The organism is Kineosporia mesophila (genome assembly GCF_021129235.1).
GTDB lineage: Bacteria > Actinomycetota > Actinomycetes > Actinomycetales > Kineosporiaceae > Kineosporia > Kineosporia mesophila.
Map to the genome: position 1 here is coordinate 22,797 of NZ_JAJOMA010000009.1, position 23,191 is coordinate 45,987.

At 67.2% G+C, this 23,191-nt stretch carries 15 protein-coding genes; 6 read left to right on the forward strand and 9 right to left on the reverse strand.

What is annotated here, in order from left to right; all coding sequences use genetic code 11:
* Positions 1-342: 342 nt before the first annotated feature.
* The gene (locus LR393_RS36410; protein WP_231484379.1) at positions 343-1,536 is read left to right on the forward strand and encodes a GGDEF domain-containing protein; all 1,194 of its coding nucleotides are present in this window, start codon (positions 343-345) and stop codon (positions 1,534-1,536) included.
* Here LR393_RS36410 and LR393_RS14235 read toward each other — a convergent pair.
* The 3 genes from LR393_RS14235 to LR393_RS14245 are packed head-to-tail and all read right to left on the reverse strand — an operon-like array spanning position 1,533 to position 7,715.
* The gene (locus LR393_RS14235; protein ID WP_231484380.1) at positions 1,533-3,245 is read right to left on the reverse strand and encodes an MFS transporter; all 1,713 of its coding nucleotides are present in this window, start codon (positions 3,243-3,245) and stop codon (positions 1,533-1,535) included. The two genes, LR393_RS36410 and LR393_RS14235, sit on opposite strands and share 4 nt — an antisense overlap.
* A gap of 58 nt (positions 3,246-3,303) precedes the next feature.
* Positions 3,304-4,548, reverse strand: a complete 1,245-nt coding sequence (locus tag LR393_RS14240) for an aminotransferase class I/II-fold pyridoxal phosphate-dependent enzyme (protein ID WP_231484381.1) — start codon at positions 4,546-4,548, stop codon at positions 3,304-3,306.
* Positions 4,545-7,715, reverse strand: coding sequence for a putative bifunctional diguanylate cyclase/phosphodiesterase (locus LR393_RS14245; protein ID WP_231484382.1), 3,171 nt, complete (start codon positions 7,713-7,715; stop codon positions 4,545-4,547). The genes LR393_RS14240 and LR393_RS14245 overlap by 4 nt, the downstream gene beginning before the upstream one ends.
* 275 nt (positions 7,716-7,990) lie before the next feature.
* On the opposite strand from LR393_RS14245, the gene LR393_RS14250 reads away from it, so the two are divergent.
* The gene (locus LR393_RS14250) at positions 7,991-9,946 is read left to right on the forward strand and encodes a sensor domain-containing diguanylate cyclase (protein ID WP_231484383.1); all 1,956 of its coding nucleotides are present in this window, start codon (positions 7,991-7,993) and stop codon (positions 9,944-9,946) included.
* 75 nt (positions 9,947-10,021) lie between these two features.
* Here the strand turns inward: LR393_RS14250 and LR393_RS14255 are convergent, their stop codons facing one another.
* Genes LR393_RS14255 through LR393_RS14265 form a run of 3 tightly spaced genes read right to left on the reverse strand, consistent with a single transcriptional unit; the run spans position 10,022 to position 14,290 of the window.
* Positions 10,022-10,630, reverse strand: a complete 609-nt coding sequence (locus tag LR393_RS14255; protein WP_231484384.1) for an ABC transporter ATP-binding protein — start codon at positions 10,628-10,630, stop codon at positions 10,022-10,024.
* Positions 10,627-11,487: an ABC transporter ATP-binding protein gene (locus LR393_RS14260; RefSeq protein ID WP_231484385.1), complete on the reverse strand. Its 861-nt coding sequence runs from the start codon at positions 11,485-11,487 to the stop codon at positions 10,627-10,629. The genes LR393_RS14255 and LR393_RS14260 overlap by 4 nt, the downstream gene beginning before the upstream one ends.
* Positions 11,477-14,290 carry a hypothetical protein gene (locus LR393_RS14265; RefSeq protein WP_231484386.1) on the reverse strand — a complete coding sequence of 938 codons (2,814 nt, stop codon included), beginning with the start codon at positions 14,288-14,290 and terminating at the stop codon, positions 11,477-11,479. The genes LR393_RS14260 and LR393_RS14265 overlap by 11 nt, the downstream gene beginning before the upstream one ends.
* A gap of 441 nt (positions 14,291-14,731) precedes the next feature.
* Between LR393_RS14265 and LR393_RS14270 the strand changes: the two genes are divergently transcribed.
* The gene (locus LR393_RS14270; protein ID WP_231484387.1) at positions 14,732-15,307 is read left to right on the forward strand and encodes a hypothetical protein; all 576 of its coding nucleotides are present in this window, start codon (positions 14,732-14,734) and stop codon (positions 15,305-15,307) included.
* A gap of 276 nt (positions 15,308-15,583) precedes the next feature.
* Positions 15,584-16,828, forward strand: coding sequence for a right-handed parallel beta-helix repeat-containing protein (locus tag LR393_RS14275; protein WP_231484388.1), 1,245 nt, complete (start codon positions 15,584-15,586; stop codon positions 16,826-16,828).
* An 82-nt stretch (positions 16,829-16,910) separates the two neighbouring features.
* Here LR393_RS14275 and LR393_RS14280 read toward each other — a convergent pair whose 3' ends face one another.
* Positions 16,911-19,301 (reverse strand): sensor domain-containing protein, encoded by a 2,391-nt coding sequence (locus tag LR393_RS14280; RefSeq protein WP_231484389.1) that lies wholly within the window; start codon positions 19,299-19,301, stop codon positions 16,911-16,913.
* Between the two features lie 297 nt (positions 19,302-19,598).
* Between LR393_RS14280 and LR393_RS36415 the strand changes: the two genes are divergently transcribed.
* Positions 19,599-20,786: a beta-ketoacyl synthase N-terminal-like domain-containing protein gene (locus tag LR393_RS36415; protein WP_231484390.1), complete on the forward strand. Its 1,188-nt coding sequence runs from the start codon at positions 19,599-19,601 to the stop codon at positions 20,784-20,786.
* Positions 20,787-21,148: 362 nt separating this feature from the next.
* On the forward strand, positions 21,149-21,694 hold the full coding sequence (locus LR393_RS14290; RefSeq protein WP_231484391.1) for a DUF6924 domain-containing protein: 546 nt from the start codon (positions 21,149-21,151) through the stop codon (positions 21,692-21,694).
* A 105-nt stretch (positions 21,695-21,799) separates the two neighbouring features.
* Here the strand turns inward: LR393_RS14290 and LR393_RS14295 are convergent, their stop codons facing one another.
* Both LR393_RS14295 and LR393_RS14300 read right to left on the reverse strand, forming a co-directional pair.
* Positions 21,800-22,294, reverse strand: a complete 495-nt coding sequence (locus tag LR393_RS14295) for a hypothetical protein (protein ID WP_231484392.1) — start codon at positions 22,292-22,294, stop codon at positions 21,800-21,802.
* A 260-nt stretch (positions 22,295-22,554) separates the two neighbouring features.
* A complete protein-coding gene (locus LR393_RS14300) occupies positions 22,555-23,145 on the reverse strand; it encodes a TetR/AcrR family transcriptional regulator (protein ID WP_231484393.1) in 591 nt (196 codons plus the stop codon).
* Between the last annotated feature and the right edge of the window lie 46 nt (positions 23,146-23,191).

Sequence of the window (23,191 nt, forward strand, 5' to 3'; positions counted from 1 at the left end):
GGACAATCGGGCAGTCCTCACAGGGTAGACAGCTGAGACCACCGGTTCCTCTCGGCACGGCGTTCGTCGTCATCCAGTGATTCTGCGAAAGTCGCCCAGGTCGATCAGCGCTCGCCCGCCGCCCGGCTCGAGATTCTGCCCGCGACCGGAACCGGCATCGCATGCCCTCCCGGGCCCCGTCCCCGATCTGCTGCGGGTGGGGTCCTAATGGCCGGACGCCGGCTGACGGTCATCGCCTGCACGGGTGATGTCCGCGGAACCGGCTCAGGTCGCCGGCATCCCGACCGAGAGGGCCGGGACTGCTTCCGTCCGGGAGCGGACCCGATCGGGAAGGGCTCCTTCGTGCTTGATGGCCGGTGGCCGGTGATCCTGCGCTCCGGAGCAACGGTAGCGACGCAACTGCTGCTGGTCGCCGCCGTCTGGGCGTGGCTCGCGATGCTCGAGCTTCCCCGGGGTTCTCTGTCCTGGCTGCTGCTCTCCTGGGGCCTGTGTTTCGCGCTCTACACCTGGCCTTTGCAGCCTCTGCTGGAGCGTGTCAGTGACTCGGTGCCCGGCCTGAGTGCTCGTGTCGTTCTGTGCCTGGCCGCGATCTGGTGGGCGGTCGCCACGACCGGCCTCACGATGCTCTTCCCTGTGGTCATGGCCTTCAGCGTTTCGGAGATCCTGAGTCGGCATCCCGCGTTGCCCACGGCGATGGTGGGTATGACGGCTGTCGTCACCGGCACCCTCCTGATGCAGATGGCCATGCACGGTGGTCTGGTCACCAGCCTGGCTCCGGCCGCGGTGGCCGATGAACTGGCGGCCATCCTGGCCGGCATCGGTTGCGTCCTGCTGGCCCGCACCATGACGACCAGCCGGCGGCACCAGATCCTCCAGGCCCAGCTCGATGAGCAACAGCGACGGCAGCACGAGGAACTTCACTACGCCGCCACGCATGATCAGCTCACCGGGCTTCTCAGCCGGCGGGGGGCCGTCGAGGCATTGAACGCAAGAGGCCGTTCGCCGCAGTTTGCCTCAGCACTTTTGTTCATGGATCTGGACGGGTTCAAGAAGGTCAACGACACCTATGGCCACGACGCCGGTGATCAGCTGCTCCGCACGGTGGCCGACAGAATCCGGCAGACCGTGCCCCCCGGAAACATCACCGCCCGGATGGGCGGCGACGAATTCATCGTCATCCTTCACGATGCTGATCCGCCGGCCGTGGAGAGGGCGATCCGGGAGATCCGCACGACCATCGACCGTCCCGTCCAGGTCGTTCTTCCTCCGGCAGACCCGGGAAAGCCACCCACCGCACCGGTTCGCACCCACGTCCGGGTGGGCCTGAGTATCGGTGCCTCGCCGATCACCTCGACCAGCGATACGGAACAGGCACTGCGGGCAGCGGACGAGGCCATGTATCGCGACAAGAACAGCCGCTCCGATCATCGGGCGAACCGGGGAGTACCGCCGGAGATCTGGAGGATGCCCATCCAGCCCGGTCCCGGCTCTCAGCAGAACGCCCCCTCGATCGCCGGCCCCGGGTTCAGCACTTAGCCGATCGTCTGCCCGCCCTCGGAGTGGTTCGCCGCTTGTGAATCAGGGGCCACTCGGGGTTGCGGTACATCGATGGCTCCAGCCGACGGTTCCGCGCCGTGGACGAGAACCCATCGCCAGCAGTCGTCGTCCTCCCGACGCAGAACGCCGCTGAGCTGATAGGGGAAGGTCTCCGCCGCACCCGGTCCCGGGTGATCAGGATGCACGGTCCCGGTCCCTGTCACCAGAATCCAGGCCGTGTCGCCCTGCGAACTCGAGACGATCGTCCGCTGCCAGGTGAAGACGTATCGTTCCGGGCGTCCCAGCACCTTCGCCAGGAGCGCCGCAACGTCATCCTGACCGGTGGCGTGTTCGTCGATCTCGGAGCCGGCATAGGTGATGTCCGGGGCACAGTAGCTCAGGAAGGCATCGGCATCGCGATCCGCGAAGCTCGTGGTCAGCGCGTCCAGGGCCGGCTGGATGCTCGCCTCCACCATCGGGTGCTCTTCCTCCGTCGAGACATAGGCAGCCGCCGGGAATCCGTCGGGCAGCCGCATCTGCGGCAGGAACAGAGAGCCGAGTGTGATGGCGCCTCCCAGAAGACCGGCTCCCGCGAGGGTGTTACGGGTGCCGAGCAAGCTGGCCACCGGTGCCGTGATCGCGTAGGACAGCGGCAGGAAGGCAATGGAGATGCACCAGTCGAGACTGGAGACACGACCCATCAGGGCGTCGGGAACCAGGCGCTGCTTGGTGGTGGCCCAGGCGATCGTGCCGGCTGCCTCGAACCCGTTGATGAGAAGACTGGCCAGGGCCAATTGCCAACTGTGGGTGGCAAACCCGTACCCGGCGACCGCTACGGTCGCCGTCGTCCAGCAGAGGTACATGAAGGTGAACTGCCGCTGGGGCAGGCCGGTCTGGGCCATCAGCAAGGCCGCTCCGACCGCTCCGATGCCCCCGGCGGCCAGCACGACGCCCAGAATCCGGGCCGAGCCGCCGAAGTCGGTTCGGACCAGGTAGGGAAGCAAGACCTCGGTGGGCCCGATGAAGAGCAGATAGGTCACCCCGGCCGAGAGAAAAGTTCCCCACAACCACATCCGGGAGCGGATGAAGGTCAGCCCTTCCCTGGCCTCGGCCAGAAGACCGGCGCCCGTGTCGTCCTGATCCATCGGCCTCGGCCGGATCATGAGCACGCAGGCAGCCGACAGGGCGAAGCTGGTCGCATCCACCAGGAAGGCTCCTCCCGCGCCGATCGCCGCGACCAGGGCGCCACCCAGCGCAGGCCCCAACAGTCGCAGCATCATCGGGCGCAGGAGCTGATCCAGGGCGTTGGCGTGCTCCAGGTCGCTCTCGTGCACCAGACTCGGCAGGAGGGCGTCGAAGGCGGGGGCGGCGAAACCCGCTCCCGCACCGTACACAACGCTCAGCAGGGCCATGTGCCACAGATGTAGATGCCCGGTCAGCGCCGTCACCGCGACCGTCGAGATCGCCGCGCAGCGCACCACATCGGCGGCGATCAGAATGCGACGCCGGTCGTACCGATCGCTGATCACTCCGCCGAAGACCACACACACCAGCTGAGGGGTGGTCGCGCAGACCCCCAGCAGGGCCAGACCGCCGGCCCCGTGCCCCAGGGTGAGGGCTTGCCAGGCCATGGCGACCAGGTAGACGCCGTCCCCGAGCAGACTGGTCGAGGCGCCGATCCAGAGCAGACGGAAATCTCTTTGCCGCAATGGTTTCAGAAGAGGAAACCGCGATGATGGCGTGATGCCCGGCCGTACTTCACCCGCTTCATTCATCGCGCCGGCGCAACAGTTCAGCATCCGCGAGGCCGTCCAGCACCGCACAGAGTTCGTCGATCTCGTCGTCCTGATTGGCCGCGGTGATCTGGACCCGGAAGCCCACCTGGTCGCGGGGAACCAAGGGGTAGGCCGCCAGGGTCACGTAGATCCCCTTACGGAATAGGATGGCGCCGACTTCTTCGATCGACATTCCTGTGGCCAGCGGAAGTTCAATGATGGGTAGACCAGAAGTATTGGGAGTGTAAACGTTTCGATGTTCAAGCAGGTTGAGTACGCGACGGGTCTTGTCGTGCAGGTCAGCCCGTAACCGATCACCACGCACCTCATTGACATCGAACCCGGCCATCACCGTGGCCAAGGACGCGGTCGGGGACGGGCCGGAGTACAGGTACGGCGCAGCAGCCAGCTTGAGATGGTCCTTGAGTGCGGTCGGCAACGCGATGAACGCCAGCAGCGACGAATACGCCTTGGAGAAGCCCCCCACCAGAATGATGTCGTCGTAGGACTGCGCGGTATGGCGGACGATACTGTTGCCTCGCTGACCGTAGGGACTGCTCTCCTGGTCGCTGCGCTCCCCGATGACGCCAAAACCATGGGCGTCATCGACATACAGCCGGGCGCCGTGCTCACGCGCCAGCGCTACGTATTCACCCAGTTCCGGAATGTTCCCGGTCATGCTGTTGACGCCGTCCATACAGATCAGCCTGGTCTCGTGAGCCGGGGCCCGGCGCAGAAGATCGGCCAGTTCCGTCAGGTCGTGGAAACGCTGAACCGACGCCCCGAGACCCCGGGACATGACGCATCCGTCGTAAATGGTCTTGTGCGCTGTGCTTTCCATGAAGATCTGACCGTCACCGGCCAGGGCCGGCAGGACCGACAGGTGAATCTGCGTGATGGTGGGTAGCACCAGGGTGTCGGGAGCGCCGAGGAGATCGCTGAGTCGCTCCTCGATGTCCAGGTAGATCCGGGGGCTGCCGAGCAGGCGCGACCAGCTGGGATGCGTTCCCCAGCGGGATACTTCGGGGGCGATCCGATCAGCGATCTCGGGATCGAGGTCCAGGCCCAGATAATTGCACGAGGCGAAGTCGGCGAGCCACTGATCGCCGATCCGGATCCGTCGCCCCCTCACCTCGTCGATGGTGGCGTCGCACATCTCGGATACTGCCCGCAGATGCGCCAATCCGCTGAGCTGGGGCTTCGTGGCGACCGGTACGAGCGTAGCCAACGGCTTCATACCAGATCTTTCGGAATCTGGACCCCCGGAGTTGAGCCGTCCTCCCAGGCGTCTCTTCCTTCGCCGGCAACTTTCCCCGTTTTCCGGACGCCTCCGTCGAAGGTCGGCGACGCGGGCGACCCACTCTGCCGCGGAAGATCCGACAGGGCGGAGGAGAAGGGAAGGGTTCCGTCCGGAGAGCTCGCCAGCAGAGCGGCCAGCCGGCTCGGTGGCAAGGGGGGCGAGAACAAGTAGCCCTGACCCAGCCGGCAGCCCAGTCGCTGCAACTCCGCTCTCTGCGACATGGTCTCGATCCCCTCCGCCACCACGGCGACGCCGAGGTGCTGGGCCAGGGCCACGACCGTCCGGGCCGGAGTTCCGTCGTTGGCCCGGTCGCTGGAGAGCCCCATGACGAATGATCTGTCGATCTTGAGCAGGTCGACAGGAAGACGGGGCAGGTACCCCAGGGAGCTGTACCCGGTACCGAAGTCGTCGAGCGCTATGGTGACGCCCAGTTCACGGACGACCCGCAAGCTGTTCACCACTGCGGTGTCCTCGCCCAGGAGCACGCCCTCGGTGATCTCCAGAACGAGACGATCCGCAGGAACATCATTCTGCGAGAGCGAATCCTGAACCAGAGCGGCGAAACCTGGTTCCTCGATCTGCCGCCCGGACACATTCACGTTCATCCGCAGCGCGTTCCCCGGGAATTGCTCGGCCCAGAGACCCATCTGACGGCAGGCGGTATCCAGCACCCAGGCCCCGATCGGCACGATGAGCCCGTTCTCCTCAGCCAGGGCAATGAACTCCTGAGGGAGGACGAGGCCGTTGGTCGGGTGGTTCCATCGGATCAGAGCCTCCACCCCTACCAGCTGACCGGTTTCCAGCGTCACGATCGGTTGATAGACCAGGATGAACTCATCGAGCTCCAGCGCCTGCTGCAGAGCGGTGCGCATACCCGCGCGCTGCATCATCTGCGTGTGCAGATCGGGACGGAACTCGACCACACAGTTCTTGCCGTGTTCCTTGCCCGCGTACAGCGCCAGATCGGCGCGGCGCAGGAGCTCGACCGAGTCCAGTGCCTCCTCCTGATCGGGAGAGCTGACGGCTGTCCCGATGCATGCTCCGACCTGAGTCAGGTCCCCCCTCACGAGCAGGGGCCTGGTCAAGGCGCTCAGCAACCGATCCGCGGTGTCCCGGACCTCTTGCGGATCGTCGGTCTCGATCAGGATCGCGAACTCGTCACCGCCCAGGCGGGCAGCCGTCCCCTCGAGCCGAAGCGCCGCAGTGATCTCAGCGGCGACACACACGAGCAGGTCGTCCCCGACCGCGTGACCCCGGGTGTCGTTGACCAGTTTGAAGTCGTCCAGATCGATCAGCAACGCTGCGACGACCAACCCGGTGGCGGACTGCCGATCCAGAGCCTGCTTGACGCGTTCCCGGAAGAGCGCCCGGTTCGCCAGACCGGTGAGAGGGTCGTGGAACGCCTGATGAATGAGCTCCTGCTCCAGGTTTCGGCGTTCGGTGACATCCCGCAGAGTCAGGACGATCCCCTCCACCGTGGCGTCGTTCAGCAGATTGCTGAAGAGAGCCTCGTACGCGTGGTAAGTGCCGTCGAGATGGACCAGACGCCAGTCCGCCGCAGCCCGATCGGTCTCCAGGTCGGTGGAGACGGCGGCCAGAACGTCGGAGAATCCGGGCCGGTCGAGCGGATGCAGAAAATCGTGGATCGGCCGGCCGGTCACTTCGGCGGACGGCAGTCCCAGGATCCGCTCCGCCGAAGGGCTGACGTACCGCAGGAGGCCGTTCGCGTCGGTGATGAGGATGACGTCGGAGGCGTTCTGCACCAAGGTCCGAAAGTGCGTGTCGCTGCGCTGCCGCTGCAAGTCATCAGCCAGGCGAGCGCTCTCGACCGCCACCGCCGCCTGGGCCGCGATGGCCTTCAGGGCGTCGGCTGTCTCGTCCGGAACAGATCGGGAGGTCAGGCTCAGAACCGCATCCGGGCCGGCATTGAACAACGCGCTGAACCGGACCCAGCCCTCACCGCGTTCCACCTGGACCGGTCCGGAGAAAAGCACCGGCCGGCGGCCGATCCGGGAGGAGGCCATGGTGATGTCTCCATAGGCTGCCACCTCGCTCAGTTCGCCCGCCTCACAAAGATGCAGTTCGGCCCGGGCGGGCGAGGAGGGGGGCCGTAACCGCCTCGCCGAGCGGACAATGGCCAGGTACAGCTGCTCATGATCGGTGGCTCCACCGATATCCATGGCCGCCGCGCGAAGCGCCCGTTCCCGCGCGATCGACTGGCGGTGGACCGCCAGGACACTTTCCAGCCGGAGGAGGACGAGCAGGAACATGACGACGGAAAAGCCCGCTGCCGTACCGGCGTCCCGGACGGCACCACGGGCTGCCTCGATCATGAGCACCAGGGGGGACAGCAGACTCGCCAGGGCCAGGAGCACGAGACGCCGGCGGGGTAGATCGGCACTCGGTGCCGGCGTGACCTCGCCGATCCCGGTCATGGACGGATGCAGCGCGGCGGCTCCCCAGCTGATGTAGAAGACGATCCACCCGATGTCGACCGGACCATTCGTCGCCCAGGACCCGTGCAACTGGATGAGCCCGTAGAAGACGTCGGCTGTCAGGAGCCCGATCGCCCCGAGGGACAGCAGTTGCACGGCGACGACCCGCATACCTCCGTTGCCGACCAGCCGGATCAGGATGACCAGGACGAGGACGTCGCCCAGGGGGTAGGCGACCGAGACCATCTTCTGCACCAGGCTGAGGCTCTCGTCATGGACGTACGGCTCGATCAGATAGGCCCAGGAGAGAAAGCCCACGCCGGTGGTGATGATGAGGGCGTCCAGCAGACCGTCGCGATCGCGCCAGGCGGCCCGACTCTGCACCAGGATCAGACCGGCGGCGAAGAGAGGATAGGTCAGGAGGTAGAACGCGTCCGAGATGGACGGATAGGGGTTTTCCCGGCCCAGGACGTCGACGTACACGTTGTACAGCGTGTCGCCGGTGATGAACGCCAGGAGAGCCAGCGACAGGATGACCCAGGCCCATCGGCGGGTCGGACGATTCAGCCACACCCCGGCCAGTACGGCCAGTGAGGCCAGAAAACCGAGCGGGCTCCACAGAGCGAGGTGATGCCCGGGAAACACGTAATAGGCCGAAGCCAGAGCCATGGAGCACAGCACATAAACCCAGGAAGCAATCCGGCCCACACCTGGTGGATCGGCCGCACGACGAAACAACTGAACCCACTCCGGTCGCCATGAATCCGGAAGACCACCAGCGCACCCGAGCGATCGGCCGGGACGACGCCCCCGTTCCTGCTGCCGGGTGAACCTGGAAGAAAGGCGAACTCCACTCTCTCCGGGACACAGCGGGATGACGACATCTCTCCACGAAGCATGCGCACGGTGGCATGTGCACGGCGAGTCTGAGGAGAGGGTGGCACATGCGCCAGGGACTGTGGCGAAGTGCGCTGTTCGCCCTGCTGTTTGCCGCAGCGCTGGGTTTCGGGCGTCTGCCGGCCGTCGGGCCGGGAACGAGCCTGAGCGTGGCGTGCCCGGCGGCCGGCGTGGCGGTGGTGTGGTTCGCGGTTCAGCGCGATGCCGGGACCTGGTGGTGGGACATCGTCCTGCTCGGCGTCATCAGTTCTGGTCTCCACCTCGCCACCGAATCATCCATCGGTCTGGCCGGCTCCCTCGCTGTGGGCGACGTCGTTCAGCTCCTTCTGTTCACCGTCATGTTCAGGAGATGGTGTCCGCACGCCTGGGGCGCCGGCGGGGAACAGGCACTGATCGGCATGCGACAGCTCTTCCGGCTGACGGGCGCCGCTGTGGTCGCTTCTGCCGGCAGTGCGCTGATCGTCCTGCGCGCCATCGGGGCCGTGACCACGATCCCGACCTGGCAGGCCGCACTGATCTGGATACTCAGTAACAGCATCGCCATCGTGCTGATTGCGGCAGCCGGCTTCCGGGTGGGCTGTCTGCTCTCCGCGGCTCAGCGCCGACGGAAGGGCCGCAAGGCCGAGGCACCGGATCTGATCGAGGTACCTTTCCACCGCCCCGGCGGCCGGGGCGCCGCCGAGCTCGTGATGCTCCTGATCAGTACCAGCGTGATCTACGAACTGGTCTTCTACGGCACGTCACTCCCGATCGCGTTTCTCACGCAGGCGCTCACCGTCTGGATGGCTCTGCGTTTCGACACCGTCATCGTGGTGATACACAACCTGCTGACCGGCACTTTCGCGGTGTTCCTGACTCTGGCCGGCCACGGGCCCTTCGCAACCCTGCCCACCACTGCCTCCCGGGCGCTGGTGGTGCTGACCTTCACGGGGCTGGTCGCCGTGGTGGGACTGGCTCTGGCCATGAGCAGGGACGAGCGAGATGTCTTGCTCAGCCGGGTTCAGGACCAGGCCGACCTGGCCCAGGCGCATGCTCAGCACATGGAGACTCTCGCCCGCGCCTCGCGAGCGCTGGCCGGTGCGGAAGACGCGCGAGAGGCAATCTGCCGGGCCGCCCGTGAGATCTCCGGGGCCGACGGCGCGTACCTGCTGGAACCGCAGGACGGTGACATGCTGGTCAGCACCGCCACCGGTGGCATGCCTCTGCCTCCGGTACGTCTTCACATGAGTGCCGAGGGGTCCCAGGCCGCCGTCGTCCTGCGAGAGGGACGAATGGTCTTCGCAGCCAACCTGGAATCGTCCACACAGGCGACTCCGCGGATCAGGGCCGAAGTGAACGCGCGCTCCGCTCTCTGGCAGCCGGTGTTCCGGGCCGGTAAGCCGGTGGCGGTGATCTGCCTGTTCTTCAAGAAGAGCATCTCCACCTACCCGCCTCACGTGCCACCGATGCTGGAGACCCTGGCCGCGGAAGCCGCCAGTGCCATTGAACGCGCTGACTTCCTGGACCGCCTCGCAAGGGCCGCGGAACGGGACAGCCTCACCAACGTGGCGAACCGCCGCCGCTGGGACCAGGCCCTGGCCACAGAGATCGCCCGGGCTCAGCGCACCGGCAAACCGCTGACGGTGGCGCTGCTCGACCTGGATCATTTCAAGAGGTACAACGACCGGCACGGTCATCTGGCGGGCGACGACCTGCTGCGCGAATTCGCCCGAGCGGCCGAGGAATGCCTGCGCGAGATCGACACTCTGGCCCGCTGGGGTGGGGAGGAGTTCGCCGTGGCACTCCCGTCCTGTACCGCCCACGAGGCGCTGGTGGTGGCCGAGCGGATTCGAGCTGTCGTGCCGAATGGTCAGACGTGCACGGTCGGTCTCGCCGAATGGACCGCCGGCCTGAGCGCCGAGGAAACGATGCGACGGGCGGACGAAGTTCTCTACCAGGGAAAGCAGGCGGGCCGGGACAAGACGATCATCCATCCGGCCCGGACGCCCGTGGAGTCCTGCTGACCGTCCCGGGGCCGCGGGAAGGCGCGCGGTCCGGGCCGGCCCCTGGTGGTCGGACGCCCAGGGCCGGCTCGTCGTTCAGAGGCCTGTTCCAAGCGGTAGCGTCTGGGTGGCATGAGCCAGCACCCGTGGATCATGCGTAGAAATGATCACCAGTGTGCCCTGCGCGAGCACCGACAGAACGGCCTCGATCACCCGCTGCGTGTTGTCGTCGTCCTGATGGGCCGTCGGCTCGTCCAGAACCATCAGTGACGGGCCGAGCAGGAGCGCGCGGGCCACCGCCACGCGCTGCTGCTCACCGACTGAACCCTGACCCACCGGGCGGCTCGCCAGCACATCCACGCCCAGCCGCTCGAGCAGGGTCGCCACGGTGTCCGGGCTGACGGTGCGTCCGGCGGCCAGGACCGGCATCACCAGGTTCTCCGCCGCGGTGAGTTCTGGCAACAGGGCCAGACGCTGAGGCACCACGGCGATCCGCGACCAGTCGGTGATTTCGTCGGTCGGCGTGCCGTCGAGCGTCACCGCGCCCTGCTCCGGGCGCTCGAACCCGGCGATCAGGTGGCAGAGTGTGGACTTCCCCGAGCCGGAGTGGCCGGTCAGGGCGACCAGCGCATGGGGCCCCGCGCTCAGATTGACATCTTTCAGCACACCATGGCTGACCGCCGAGACGTTCAGCGATGCGTTCATGAGCTGCTCTCCGGTGCCTCGAGGACGACCTTGCCGTCGATCAGCTCCATCCGGGCCCGGCGGCCGGGGAAGAGGTTCAATGCCTCCGGCGACAATTGCAGGCGCCCGGCGGAGTCGATCACCGCTTCGGTCCGGCGGGTCTCGGGCAGTTCGCTGCCGGACCGCTCGGCCGAGAGCACGCCGTGGCGCAGGTGCAGCACGCGCGGCACGCGACGCAGCGCTCGTGGGTCGTGGCTGGACAGGACACAGGTGCTGCCTGCGGCCGCCACCGTGGCCAGCGCCGCGAGCACCCGCTCGGCGTTGTCGTCGTCCAGTTCGGCGGTGGGCTCGTCGGCGACCACCAGAGCCGGGGCGTGGGTCAGGGCCGCGGCGACGGCCAGGCGCTGCTGTTCGCCACCGGAGAGCCGTCCCGGCGTGGCGTCAGCCCGGTGGGTGAGGCCCAGCAGCTCCAGGGTCTGGGTAGGTTCGAGTCCATCGGTACGACCACGGATGCACGCGGCCTGCAGCAGGTTCTCGATCACGGTCAGGTGCGGGAAGAGGCCGTGGGCCGGTCGCTGCGGTACCCAGGCGATACTGTTGCGGCGCAGGGATTTCAGAACCGATTGCGGGGCCTGGGTAACGTCGGCGCCCAACAGCGTGACGGTGCCGGCACTGGCCCGGTCGCGCAGCGCCAGGATCGAGAGCAGCGTGCTCTTGCCGCCGCCCGAGGGGCCGGCGATGACGGTGATGCCGCCCGACGGGAAGTCGACGTCGACCCCGCGCAGGGCGTGCACCTCACCGGAGACCGCGCGGTAGATCCGCACGAGATTACTCAGCCCGGCGGTCCGACCGGTGACATTGGTCGTCTCACCGGTCATCGCGAAGAACCTCCGAGGGCACCAGCGCAGCCGATCTGCGCGCCGCGGCCCAGACCGCCACCACGGTGACTCCCGCGGCGGCCAGTGCGCTGAGGGCCAGTGGCAGAAGCGGTATCTGAAAGCCTAGAGCCGGTGCGAGGGCGGGTCCCGGCTCGACCAGGCGGGGAAGCAGAAGCATGAGCAGGGCCAAGGGCGGGACCAGCGCGATGAGCGCAGCCAGGCTGGTCAGCGCGAGCTCGATGGCCCGGAGCCGGATCAGGTGGGCCGGGCGGATACCGAACCGGAACAGGACGAGGTCGACCGGGGCGGCACGGGCGACACGCCGGTCGACGGCGACCACGACCGACAGTCCGGCCAGGGCCAGAGCGGCCAGCCCGAGGACGACCTGGTAAGTGGCCGCCCATCTGCTGGAGGTGAGAACCGGTGTGGCCTGGGCCTGCTGGATGGAGGTGATGGTTGCCGGGGTGATGTCCTTCCGGTCGAGGTAGGCCGCCAGGGCGGTGGCGGTTCGGGTCGACCAGAGCCAGGTGGTGTACGTCCCCTGCGAACCGGGATTCACTGCCAATGAGGGGTTCTGAACGTTGCCGAGGGCGTCGAGAGCGTCAAGATGGGCGAACAGCGACCGGGCGTCGAAGACGACCGTCGGGCCGGTGGCGCCAGGAAAGGCGGTCAGGTCGGCTCGCGCGATGAGGGGAATCTCCTGGGACCCGATCGAGACGGTCCCGCCGAGTCCGGTCTCGCGGCCGGGTATCCCGATCAGGAGGGCCGGCAGGACGCCCCGGGCGGGTGCGCCGAGGGTCTGCAGCGCCTGGCGCGCCTCGGCCAGATCCGGTCCGCGCCCCCAGAGTGCCACCGCCGGGAAAGTCTCGGGATTGATCACCAGAATGTCCACGTCGTGGTGGTCGGGCTGCAACTGGGCACGGGTCTTCCACAGCACCGACAGGTCCTGCCCCAGAGCGGGATGGGGGCCTGAACCCGCGCCCAGGCCGGAGGAGGTGGGGATGTGGGCCGTGCTGACCGCTCCGGCCAGGACGGCGGTCTTGTCCTGCACCGATGCGCGCACCATGCTGGTGGAGACCAGCCCGTAGGCCAGCACACCCACCCCGATGGACAGAACCACCACCAGATCGGTGACCGCCAGTCCGGTGTCGCGCAACCCGCGCAGGATCAGCCGGTCGATGCTAGATCCTGGAGTCGTGGTGGAGCGGCGGCGCACGCGCGCGGCGACGGCAGCGGCCAGGCGGACCGTCAGCAGGCTACCGCTGGACAGAACGAGAACGGGCAGGACCGCAGCGAGCGGGTCGGTGTAGGAGGCCCGGTCGTCGCGGGTCAGCACCGAGGCGATGGCCAGGCCGGTGGCACCCAGCAGGAGAGGTAGCCAGGGCCCGCCGGATCCGGCCCGACCCCGGGAGGATTCGTGCCCGGCGAGCCGTCGTCCGATTGCATGGGTCTGCAGCAGGGTGACAACGGCGTTGCCGGCCAGCGTGACGAGGGCGACCAGTCCTACTGCATACAGAGCAGCGACGATCGCGTCCGGGCCCAGCCGGCTCTGCGGGCCGAAGCCCACGAAGGCGAAGTAGACCGCAGTGAAGCCGGTGACGGCACCGGCGAACACCGGCAGCAGCAGTTCGGCAACGCCGGCCAGGATGATCGCGGGCAGCGGCGCGCCCACGCCGACCAGCAGCTCGTTCTCACGGCGGCGGCGCTGGGACAGGGCGCGCAGCGCCATGATCACCGCGGCCAGCCCGAGGGCAGCGCCGGCCAGGGCGATACCTCGGCCCTGCTGGGCCGCCGCGCGGGCATCGGCCTGAGCCTCGTCGTGCAGCGACGTGAGTCCGGTCTCGACGCGGGGCACCACCCCCTGGCCGGCCGCGACCACCCGCAGCGCACTGGTCGGGTCGCTTGCGTCCAGCCGGAACTTCTGGGCGGCCGTCGCCGCCTGACCGAGTCGCCCCAGTGACCGCCCTTCCTGGGTGAGCTCGGCCGAGAAACTCCACTGGGGTTTCTCGTCGGCCCCCTTCAGAGCGGCAAGGACGGTTTCCTGGTCACCGATCATGAGCAGGGGCGGCGTCGGGCACCCGGCCGGGTCGCTGGGCAATCGCGCGGCGATGGATGAGAAGTACGAGCCGGCGGGCAATCGCCCGTCCGCCACGGTGCGGTAGGTACCGGCCAGGGTGACGGTGGACTGGCTGGTGGTTCGGGTGCCACGCCCCTGAGAGTCGGCGGCGACCGGGGCCACCGGCCCACTACAACCCAGGATGTCCAGCCCGTCGCTGAATGTCTTACCGACCTGGAACTCGTCCCCGGGATCCAGCCCGAGACCATGGGCCTCTCCATCAGGCAGCCACAGTCCTCGGGCACCGCGTTCGCCCCGCACCACGTCGAGCGCCTGCACCGCACCCGTGCGGTGATAGAGCACCGCCACCCGGTGCTGGTCACCGACGCCGAGAAAGGGCACCGGCTTACCCAGCTCGAGCTGCCAGGAAGCCGCCCACACCTCGGTGACCACCGGGCCCAGCCAGGGCACTCCGTCCAGCATACGGACCACCTCGGCCCGGGTCTCGTCCCAGATGGGACCCGGCAGCACGAATCCCAGCGCGGCCTGCTGATTGAGCTGGGAACCGGCCGGGACCGTCGCGAGCTTGCGCTCCAGCGAACCGTTCGCGGTCGCCCGGGCGAACAGCGGGCCGGCCGCGACCAGCCCCGCCAGCAGAGCAACGCTGATCGTGAGCATGAGCGCCGGCGCACCGGAGTGCAGCATGCGTCCCGGTGCGCGGCGCAGCAAGGGCCAGCTGTGGTACATCGGCCCTCCCCGGGCGCCGCCTGTCCGTGAAATCTGGGCCAGCGTAGGGCGCCGGGACCGGCAACTGGGTGCTATGTCGTAATTGTTATGATCTGGCATTGCCGTTCCAGCCTTGGTAATAGAACTTGCCGTCAGCACCCGGCCTAGCCCCCGTTGATCCCCATGTACTGTTCTGTGGTGCTCTGTTCCCAGGTCTGCACCCATAGCAACCGGCTCAGACCACTGATCCTCATCATGACCGCGGGGTTGGCCGTCATGGGGATGATGGGCGGTTGCGACAGCTCCACCAGGAGCGGCCGGCCGATCGTGGTCACCGGTACGGCCGGCCCCGCCGGCATCCAGACGTCATCCGGCTCCGGTGAGCCTGCTTCACCGATCGCTACCACCGCGGGCCAAGGGTGCCCGGTCGGCGGAGCGCCCGTTCCGAGGAACTCCCACCGGGTGGGAACGGACGACCTGGACGGCGACGGTATTCCGGACGAGCTGTGGCTGGCCCGTGACGCAGACCTGCGCATCCTGGGGATCAGTACCGCGAGCGGCGCCCGGTTCTCCATCAGCCTCAACGCCTTCGACGCCGGGGCCCTGGAGCAACGGGTCGGCGACACGGCCACGGCGATCTCCGGGCGACTCGGTGACGGGTCCGCCGTCGTCCTGGTGGATCTGGGCCGTTCGGCAGCCCTGTACGGCGTGGTGAACTGCTACCTCGTCGCCACGACGAATGCTCAGGGGCATCCGTACCTGTTCGATCTCGGTTATGACCAGACCGGAAACGGGGTCGGCTGCCCGGTTGTCGGCTCGAGGCGGGTCCTGGCCGGGTATCTGGCGGACTACGACTCGAAGGACGAGACGTATCGCGTCACCCGGACGACGATCGACCTGGATGCGATCCACCGGCGGGCAACGGCCGGCCGGAGCACCGTCCTGGCCACCAGCGCTCCCGAAAACTCCGCTGTGGTTCGGGATGCCACATCCGTGACCTGTGGGGACAACGAGCCCGTCACCGAACCGGCTCCCTGAACGGGCCACCGGACCCGGGCGATCGATGGTCCCCGGTCAGGCCCGACCACGAGCCGCACCTCTTCCCGTAACCGCAGACGTCAGCCCTGCGTCACACGTCACTACCGCAGCAGGACAGGCGATACGACGGGTGACGGGTACGTGGTGGTAGAGGAGCCGTGTGTGAGAGGTGTACATCCAACGCCTCATCCGTTAGGCCGGTTTCAGGCGCGCAAGACCCGAAAAGCGCCTCGGACAGGAAAAGTGGAGCACCCACGGAACGAGAGGTAGCTTTCCATGCGTATGAGCCTGACCCGGAGCCTGGCCCCGGTGGCTGTCTCCGCCCTGACCGTGCTCGGTGTTCCCCAGCCCTCTTCGGCGGCCACCCTGCACCCCGCGAGCCCGGTGGCCGCTCACCGGATCTGGGTGGTGCATCCGGGAGAATCCATCCAGGCCGCGGTGGACGAAGCAGCCTCGGGCGACACCATCAAGATCCGGGCCGGCACGTATCACGAGGCCGTCTGTGTCAACGGCAAGGGCCTCAAGGTCACGGGCGCCTCGACGGGCAAGACCGTGATCGAGTATCCCCCGTGGAACACGGTTGCCGACCTCCCGGCGGTGGCGGCCAACCCTTGCTGGAGCGCGCACCAGAAGGCGGACGCCGAGAACGACCAGACGACTCTGGCCGACGATGTCTCCGGCCTGTTCTTCCTCAACCCGGACTCCCGGGTCGAGGTCAGCCGCCTGACCACGAAAAATCATCCCGCGGACGGGATCACGGTGTGGGGTGCGGACGGCGTCGACATTCACGACACCCAGGGGCTGGCCCATGAGCGCTACGGGATCACGGTCGCGGCATCCGTCCACATATCGATCAGCAAGAACATCGAAAAGGGGCTGACCCGGCCGTCACCGGTTTTCGCGGGCACCGGGGGCATCACGGTCTCCGACACCGGGCGAGCCGAAGCCCTGGTCCGGCGAAACCGCGTCGAGAACTACAACCTCGGGGTCTTCCTCAAGGAGGCGCGCGGCGGCGACGTGGTGTCCAACCGGCTGAGCGGAAACTGCCTCGGAATACTGGTTTTCGACGACTCGGCCCGGGAGATACCGGACACCAAGGGTAGTTACGAGGGCGGCGACTGGACGGTTCGCAAGAACGTTCTCACCGCCAACAACCGGTACTGCATTGCCGGGCGCGACGGTAGCCAGCGCACCTCGGGGGTCGGGATCGGTGTCGTCAATGCCGACCGGGTGGTGATCGAGGACAACAAGATCAGGGACAACGTGGCCACCGTGCCCGCGGGAGAGGAGCCGCTGAACTTCCCCTCGGGCGGGGTCGTGCTGGTGGGCTTCGCGGCTCCTCCCGGCACCAGCCCTCCGGGAGCCATTCCCGGTGGGACCGTACAGAACGTGCTGGTCACCCACAACGTGGTGCGCCGGAATGAACCAACCGACATCGTCGTGGTGCAGCCCGACCCGCAGAACCCGCTGATTCTGGCCCCCGGTCCGGACATCGTGATCAAGGACAACCGGACCAGCTGACGTCTGCCCGGCTTCCGGTGGCCGGCCGAACGCCGGCTGCCGGAAGCGAGGCCGCTCGCGACCGGGTCTGCCGGTCGTCCGCCTACCCGGGGTCCGAAAGGCTTTTCGCCTGACCGACCGCCGGGATGAATTCGTGGATGGCCGACGGCCGAGCGAAATAATAACCCTGAACGTGATCGCATCCCAGACCTCGGAGAACGTCGAGCTGTTCCCTGTTCTCCACACCTTCGGCCACGACTTCCAGATCGAGCGCATGAGCCAGGGCGATGATGCCCTCCACGATCAGCCGGTTGTCCGGCTCGACCGGCAGGTCGGTGACGAAACTGCGATCAATCTTCAGCTGATTGACCTTGAGGTTCAGCAATCGCGCCAAAGACGAGTAGCCCGTGCCGAAATCATCGATGGACAGGTGGATCCCCTTCTCGCTCAGAGTCTGGAAGATCCGCACCGAGGCCAGGTCGTCAGCGGCGATGGTGCTCTCGGTGACCTCCAGACACAGGGCCGCAGGAACCAGACGGTGCCGCTCCAGGGTTGCGTAGATCACGTCGATGATGCCCGCCCGGTCCACCTGCCGCAAAGACATGTTCACCGACATCCGAAGATTCGGAAAACCTTGCTCACGAAGCAATCTGGCATCTCGGCACGCGGTGTCCAGGACGAACTCACCGACCTGGTGGATCAGGTCGGACTGTTCGGCGATGGCGATGAATTCGAGCGGGCTGATGGGTCCCAGAGTCGGATGGTTCCAGCGCACCAGCGCCTCGGCCTTGGCGCAGGCACCCGTGCGCAGGTCGAAGATGGGCTGATAGGCGACCCACAGCGAACCGGCTGCCAGCGCCTCCCGCAGATCGGCCTCCAGCTGGATACGCCGTATCAGCGTGGTGTGCAGTGCCTCGTCGAAGATCACGGTGCGATTGCGTCCGCGGGATTTCGCCACATACATAGCGGCGTCCGCATCCCGGATCAGGTCCGTGGGGTTACGTGCCTCGGTGGAATCGGCCGGATGACTGACGACGATTCCCAGGCTGGCCTGTAGTTGCAACCCCGCCAGCCGGCCGGTCAACGGCTGCCCCAGCGCATCGAGGATTCTCTCGGCCAGGAGTGTGGCCTGAGATTCCTGGTCCAGTGTGGCCAGGACGAGGAATTCGTCCCCGCCGAGCCGGGCCACCACGTCGGCCTGCCGCACCGTGTCTTTCAGACGCCGGCCCACGAGTTGTAGTGCTTCGTCACCCACATCGTGCCCGAGCGAATCGTTGATGAGCTTGAAATTGTCGAGGTCGATGAAGAGAACCACCAGGACCTGGCCGCAGGCTTCGACCTGTTGCAGCAGAGGCGGTAGATAGTCCAGCATGTACGCCCGGTTCGGCAGGCCGGTGAGGGCGTCGTGGTGGGCAGCGTGGTGCAGCTTCTGGACGAACTGGCGGCGCTCCGAGACATCGCTCAGTGAGATGACCGCCGAGCGGCTCCGCCCCTGGGACGGCAGGGCGCGTACCGCGACGCTGTACCACCCTTCGGTACCGTCCGGCCGCCGGTACCCCAGATGGGATGTGGGCCGAACATCCTGGGCCCGGGCCGCGAACACATCCTCCCCCACAACCGTCTGCTGTTGTCCGTCCTCGCGCATGAAGATCAGGTCGTTGACGGACTGCCCGACGAGGGCGCTCTCCTTCTGCTGGAGGAAGCGGGACGCAGCCGGATTGACCAGCAGGATCGTTGCCTGCTCGTCGATGAGCAGCAGACCGGTGTCGAGCGACCGGAAGACGGTCGAGAACCTCGCCTCAGCTGTTCGCTGAGCCGTCTCGTCCGAGCACATCAGCACGTAGCCGTCCTTCTCGGACAACCGCGAGGCCCGGCCGTTGACGACGACATGGCTACCGGCCACCTCACGCACCAGCGGCCCGCTCTCCACCAGGTGACGAGGATCGAGGTCCGGACCGATGAGCTGACCGATCGGGCGGCCGCGTACCGTCTCCCAGCTGAGGTCAAAGATTTTCTCGGCGGCCGGGTTCCAGCTCGTGACGTGCCCTGACAGGTCGGTGGCGATGATCGCATTACTGACGTGCTGAACCAGGGTGCCCTGATAGCGCAGAGCATCCTCCGCCGCGAGCTGGTGGGTCAGGTCGCGCATGATTGCCTGCATGGCCGGGCGCCCTTGCCATGACGTACGCACGGATACCGACTCGATGGCGGTCACATCTCCGTCGTCCCGCATCAGGTGAACCCGGGTGGGCGCCGAGGGGCCCGATGAACCCTCCAGCTGAGCCACTCGCTCCAGCAACGCCGACCGCGAGTCGGGGTGAATGAAATCGAGGATGTGCCGGCCCAGCATCTGGCGAGCCTCGGTGCCGGTCAGCCGGCCGGTAGAGGCGTTGGCATACACGATCAGACCGTCCTGGTGCACGACCACACCGTCCGGCATGAGCTCGACCAGCTGACGATAGCGGTCGGCCAGGTCCCAGTCGTCCGACGACACCGACTTCACCGGACCCGCCCGCCGCGTCGCGGACCTCTTCGGCGTGAGTTCAGCATGTTCGCGCCCCCAGGCATGACCAGGCACCCCTTTTCCCCCGTCAGCGCTCGGCTCGTGTCACCGCATTGGTCCTGGGCGTATCGACGGTTCACACCTGATCTTGAGCGGGCAAGGAAGGAAGAAACAGTACGAGCTGGCAAAAGGGTTTTATCGACGGCGATCTTTAGGCACACTATGTGGTAGCGCAGGCATTTTCGACGCTTTCAGTAGCCCCTCCCCCTCCAGGAGGTCGAACCGATCGTGACTGTTCCCAGCGTTCGCATTGCCGGTATCGGTGCCGTCACCGGTTACGGATGGGGTGTAGAGGCCCTGTGGCAAGGGGTCTCGAGCGGTGCCTCCGCCTGCCGACCGGTCAAGGCCGACGACGACACCGAGACCACCGAGACCCCGTCCCCTTCCTGGGCCGCCCGCATCCCGGACGGCGGCGACCCCGATGACGGCCCCACACTTTTCGCTCGCGGCCTGCTGGCATCCGTGCGGGAGGCAGTGGCCGATGCGCGCTTGCACGGCTGGCGCCCGGGAGAGCGGGTGGGTCTGCTCCACGCCGCGGTTCTGGGCGAGGTCGACCTCTGGCGGTCGTTCTACACCCAGCACGCAGGTGACGTGAGCGTGCGCAGTTTCCTCTCGCTGATGCCCTCCACCCCGGTGTCCATGTGCATGAAGGAGCACGGCTTTCACGGACCGACCATGTCCGTGGGCGCCATGTGCACCTCGGGGAACGCGGCCCTGATCATTGCCAAGCAGTGGCTGGACAGCGACTTCGTGGACGACGTCGTCGTCGTCACCACCGACCTGTCCTGCTCGCCCGAGATGCTGACCCACTTCCGCCGGCTGGGGGTGGCCGTCACCGACGAGGAGCCGTTCTCGGCCTGTCGCCCTTTCCAGCAAGGGTCAAGGGGATTCGTCATGGGCGAGGCGTCCGTCGCCTTCGTGGTCACCGGGCCGGGCCGCCGTCCTGACCATTCCTACTTCGGCGTCCTGGGTGGCGCCATGACCCACGATGCGCACCATGTCACCTCGATCGAGCCCGAACTGAACTCGGTGCGGCAGTGTTTCGAGAGGGCCCTGCGGGCCGGCGGCGTCCGGGCCGACGACGTCCGCTACCTCAATGCTCACGGGCCGGGCACGCTCCAGTGCGACAGCGCTGAGGCCACCATCCTCGACGAGATGTTCACCCCGGACACCTGGATCTATTCCCTGAAACCGCTGTTGGGTCACTGCCAGGGGGCTTCGGCAGCGGCCGAGATCGCCGTCGCCGCGCTGGCCGCGGCCCAGCAGGTTCTGCCGTTGGCACCGCAGGTGGCCCCCGGTCACGAGCGCCTTCTCAGCGGCACGCACCACCTTGCGCCCGGCCTGGTCGCGAAGTCAGCCCTGGGCATGGGAGGCCACAATGCCGTTGTCCTCCTTCAGCCGCCCTCGCAGAACTGAACCGTCCAGCCTCCGGTGCACTCCTGCCTGAACCGCACGAGGAGTCCGGGGCGCAGACAGCTGACAGCAGCAGCGCCGCCACGACCGGATGCCTGCCGTAGCGGACCTGTTCACGTACTGACACCGGTCATCGAGCCCCACGATGGTCTGACCCCGCATGCCTGGCCCGGGTTCCGCGACGATCTCGGGCTCGGCCTGGTCATGCTTCCTGTGACGATCGGCGGTGCCGGCAGCCGGGCGCGACCGGCCCGGGAGCGGGTGAGTACTTCGGACACGCTCGACCACGCTGCACTGGCGGTCGTGACGCGGACCGGCTCATCAGATGCCCTGAACCATTCGCGGTCCGGGACCGTGAACCGGGCATGGCTGTTGACAAGACGCGGCGATCGAAGGACCTCGAAGATCTGATGGTGGCCGGGGTCTTCTCCCGCGACATGCTCGACTGGAAGACGAAGACGCCCGAGGGCCGAACCGCCGAGCCGGATCGGGCCCCGGCGCCCTCGCGTGATGCGGTGCCGGAACAGACTCCGCTCTTCCGCACCGATTTCAGCGACGACACGATCTGGGAAGCCTTGATGGACGCGGTCGATCGGGTGACCGAGGACAACTTCGGTGCGCGCGTCAACTTCGTGAATGACCCGGCACTCCGGGATGCGCCGATCGACTCGCTACCTGCTGCCGCGCCCTTCCCGGTGGACGAGGGCGCCCACTTCTTCGTCTTCGACGGCGTGGCCTGTGCCGGCGAGGGGCTCCCGGTGTTGGTGGTCAGCACCGATCCGGATGACGAACCGCCGTCGTTCCGCGCGTCGGCAGAGAGTGTCCCGATCGTCGAGGGCGATCTGGGCTCCGGGGATGTCCCCTTCACCGAATGTGCCGCGCGCGTAGGTGACGACGGCGTCCTTCGTTGAGACCCGGCCGGTGGGCCCACGGCCCCGAAGCTACGCCGCCATCAGGCGCTTTTCCGCACCCCGGTTGCCGGCTGCCTGCTCAACCGGCCACGGCGTCGGCAGCGGTTACAACTGGGTATCGACGTCGCTACCGGTCGATGAGGTAAGCGTCACCTGTGCCTGGGCGACCGGCAGCTGATCGGCCTCATCGAACTGACCGAACTCGTCCAGGGCGTCCTGAACCGTTGCAATGGTGGAGTTACCGTTGTTGTTCAGGAGCGCATCCAGCGCCGTCTGGTCGAAACTGCGCTGATCAGCGGCAACTTGATCGGCCCTGGTCTCCTGGACCGCCTGCAGGTCCTGGTCCGCCAGGATCGCGTCCTGGAGCTGGGCCCGCTGAATGCCGAAGGCCTGCAACGCGGCCTGCCGGTCATCAATCCGTTGCCGGGCCGCGAGCTCGGCCTCGAGCTGTGCCTGCCGCTCGTCCTGCCGTTCCAGGGTCGCCTGCTGGGTTGCGTCTGTCTGGTTGGCCCGGTCCAGCAAGCGGGCCTGCTGGGCCTGGATCTGCTGGCCGATGGCCGTGCTGGGATCCCCAGGATCGCCGATGGGGCCGATGCTCATGGTCAGCACCTCGATTCCGTTGTCGTTGGAGCTTGTCCGGACTCCACCAGCGTCGGCCCGGGAGCGCCGTCCGATAACCGCAGCCGTACGCCGTCCGGGGGAACCCGGCGCGGCCACCGCCCGCGTGGACCAGCCTCCGGTTGCGGTCCGCCACAGGCCGGCATCGCAGGCTGCATCGACATGCCGTCCAGGTGACAGCCTTCAACATCATCGTCGCAGCGTTCGTCAAGACCGCCGCGATCTGGATTGTCTGGCGCAGCTCAGGTGCGCATGATGGCCGGGAGGACGAGTTCGGCCCACCGGTGGCGTTCGGGTGCGGGCCGGCCGGCCGGCATCGTGGACATCAGCAGGTAGATGTCGTCGGCGACGATCCCGGGGCGGATCTGGCCGGATTCCTGGCCGGCGACCAGCAGCGCCGTCAGTGCGGCCGTCGTCCTCTTCTGGTTCTCGCTGCCGTGCGGATCGATCCCGAGCTGCTGCGCGGCCTCCTTGAAGACGAACTGGTCGGACGTCGATTCCAGGAATCCGAACCACAGGTCCCGAAACCCGGCGGCGGCCAGTTTTCCAGAAACCGGCTGAGCCAGAACGTTTTCCATTGCCTCGGCCACCTCGATCAGGTACACGTCCAGGGTGGCGGCGACCAGATCGGTCTTGGTCGGGAAGTGCCGGTAGAGCGTCCCGACCGCGACCCGCGCGCTGCGGGCGATGTCGTCCATCGACAGTTCGCTGCCGCGCTCCATGATCTGGGCCCGGGCCGCTTCCAGGATCCGCTTCCGGTTGCGCAGGGCATCGGCGCGCAGCGGCCGGGACGCCGGTCCGGGCTCGTCGGGGGCAGGGGGTGACGTCGGCACAAGGTGAATGGTAGTTCATGATTAAGATGAACCATCGCTCATCTTA

Excerpts from the sequence above, each read along its gene's own strand:
- LR393_RS14240 (WP_231484381.1), bottom strand. The coding sequence starts at position 4,548 with ATGAAGCCGTTGGCTACGCTCGTACCGGTCGCCACGAAGCCCCAGCTC.
- LR393_RS14245 (WP_231484382.1), bottom strand. The coding sequence starts at position 7,715 with ATGGCTCTGGCTTCGGCCTATTACGTGTTTCCCGGGCATCACCTCGCT.
- LR393_RS14250 (WP_231484383.1), top strand. The coding sequence starts at position 7,991 with ATGCGCCAGGGACTGTGGCGAAGTGCGCTGTTCGCCCTGCTGTTTGCC.
- LR393_RS14255 (WP_231484384.1), bottom strand. The coding sequence starts at position 10,630 with ATGAACGCATCGCTGAACGTCTCGGCGGTCAGCCATGGTGTGCTGAAA.
- LR393_RS14260 (WP_231484385.1), bottom strand. The coding sequence starts at position 11,487 with ATGACCGGTGAGACGACCAATGTCACCGGTCGGACCGCCGGGCTGAGT.
- LR393_RS14265 (WP_231484386.1), bottom strand. The coding sequence starts at position 14,290 with ATGTACCACAGCTGGCCCTTGCTGCGCCGCGCACCGGGACGCATGCTG.
- LR393_RS14275 (WP_231484388.1), top strand. The coding sequence starts at position 15,584 with ATGCGTATGAGCCTGACCCGGAGCCTGGCCCCGGTGGCTGTCTCCGCC.
- LR393_RS14290 (WP_231484391.1), top strand. The coding sequence starts at position 21,149 with ATGGCTGTTGACAAGACGCGGCGATCGAAGGACCTCGAAGATCTGATG.
- LR393_RS14295 (WP_231484392.1), bottom strand. The coding sequence starts at position 22,294 with ATGAGCATCGGCCCCATCGGCGATCCTGGGGATCCCAGCACGGCCATC.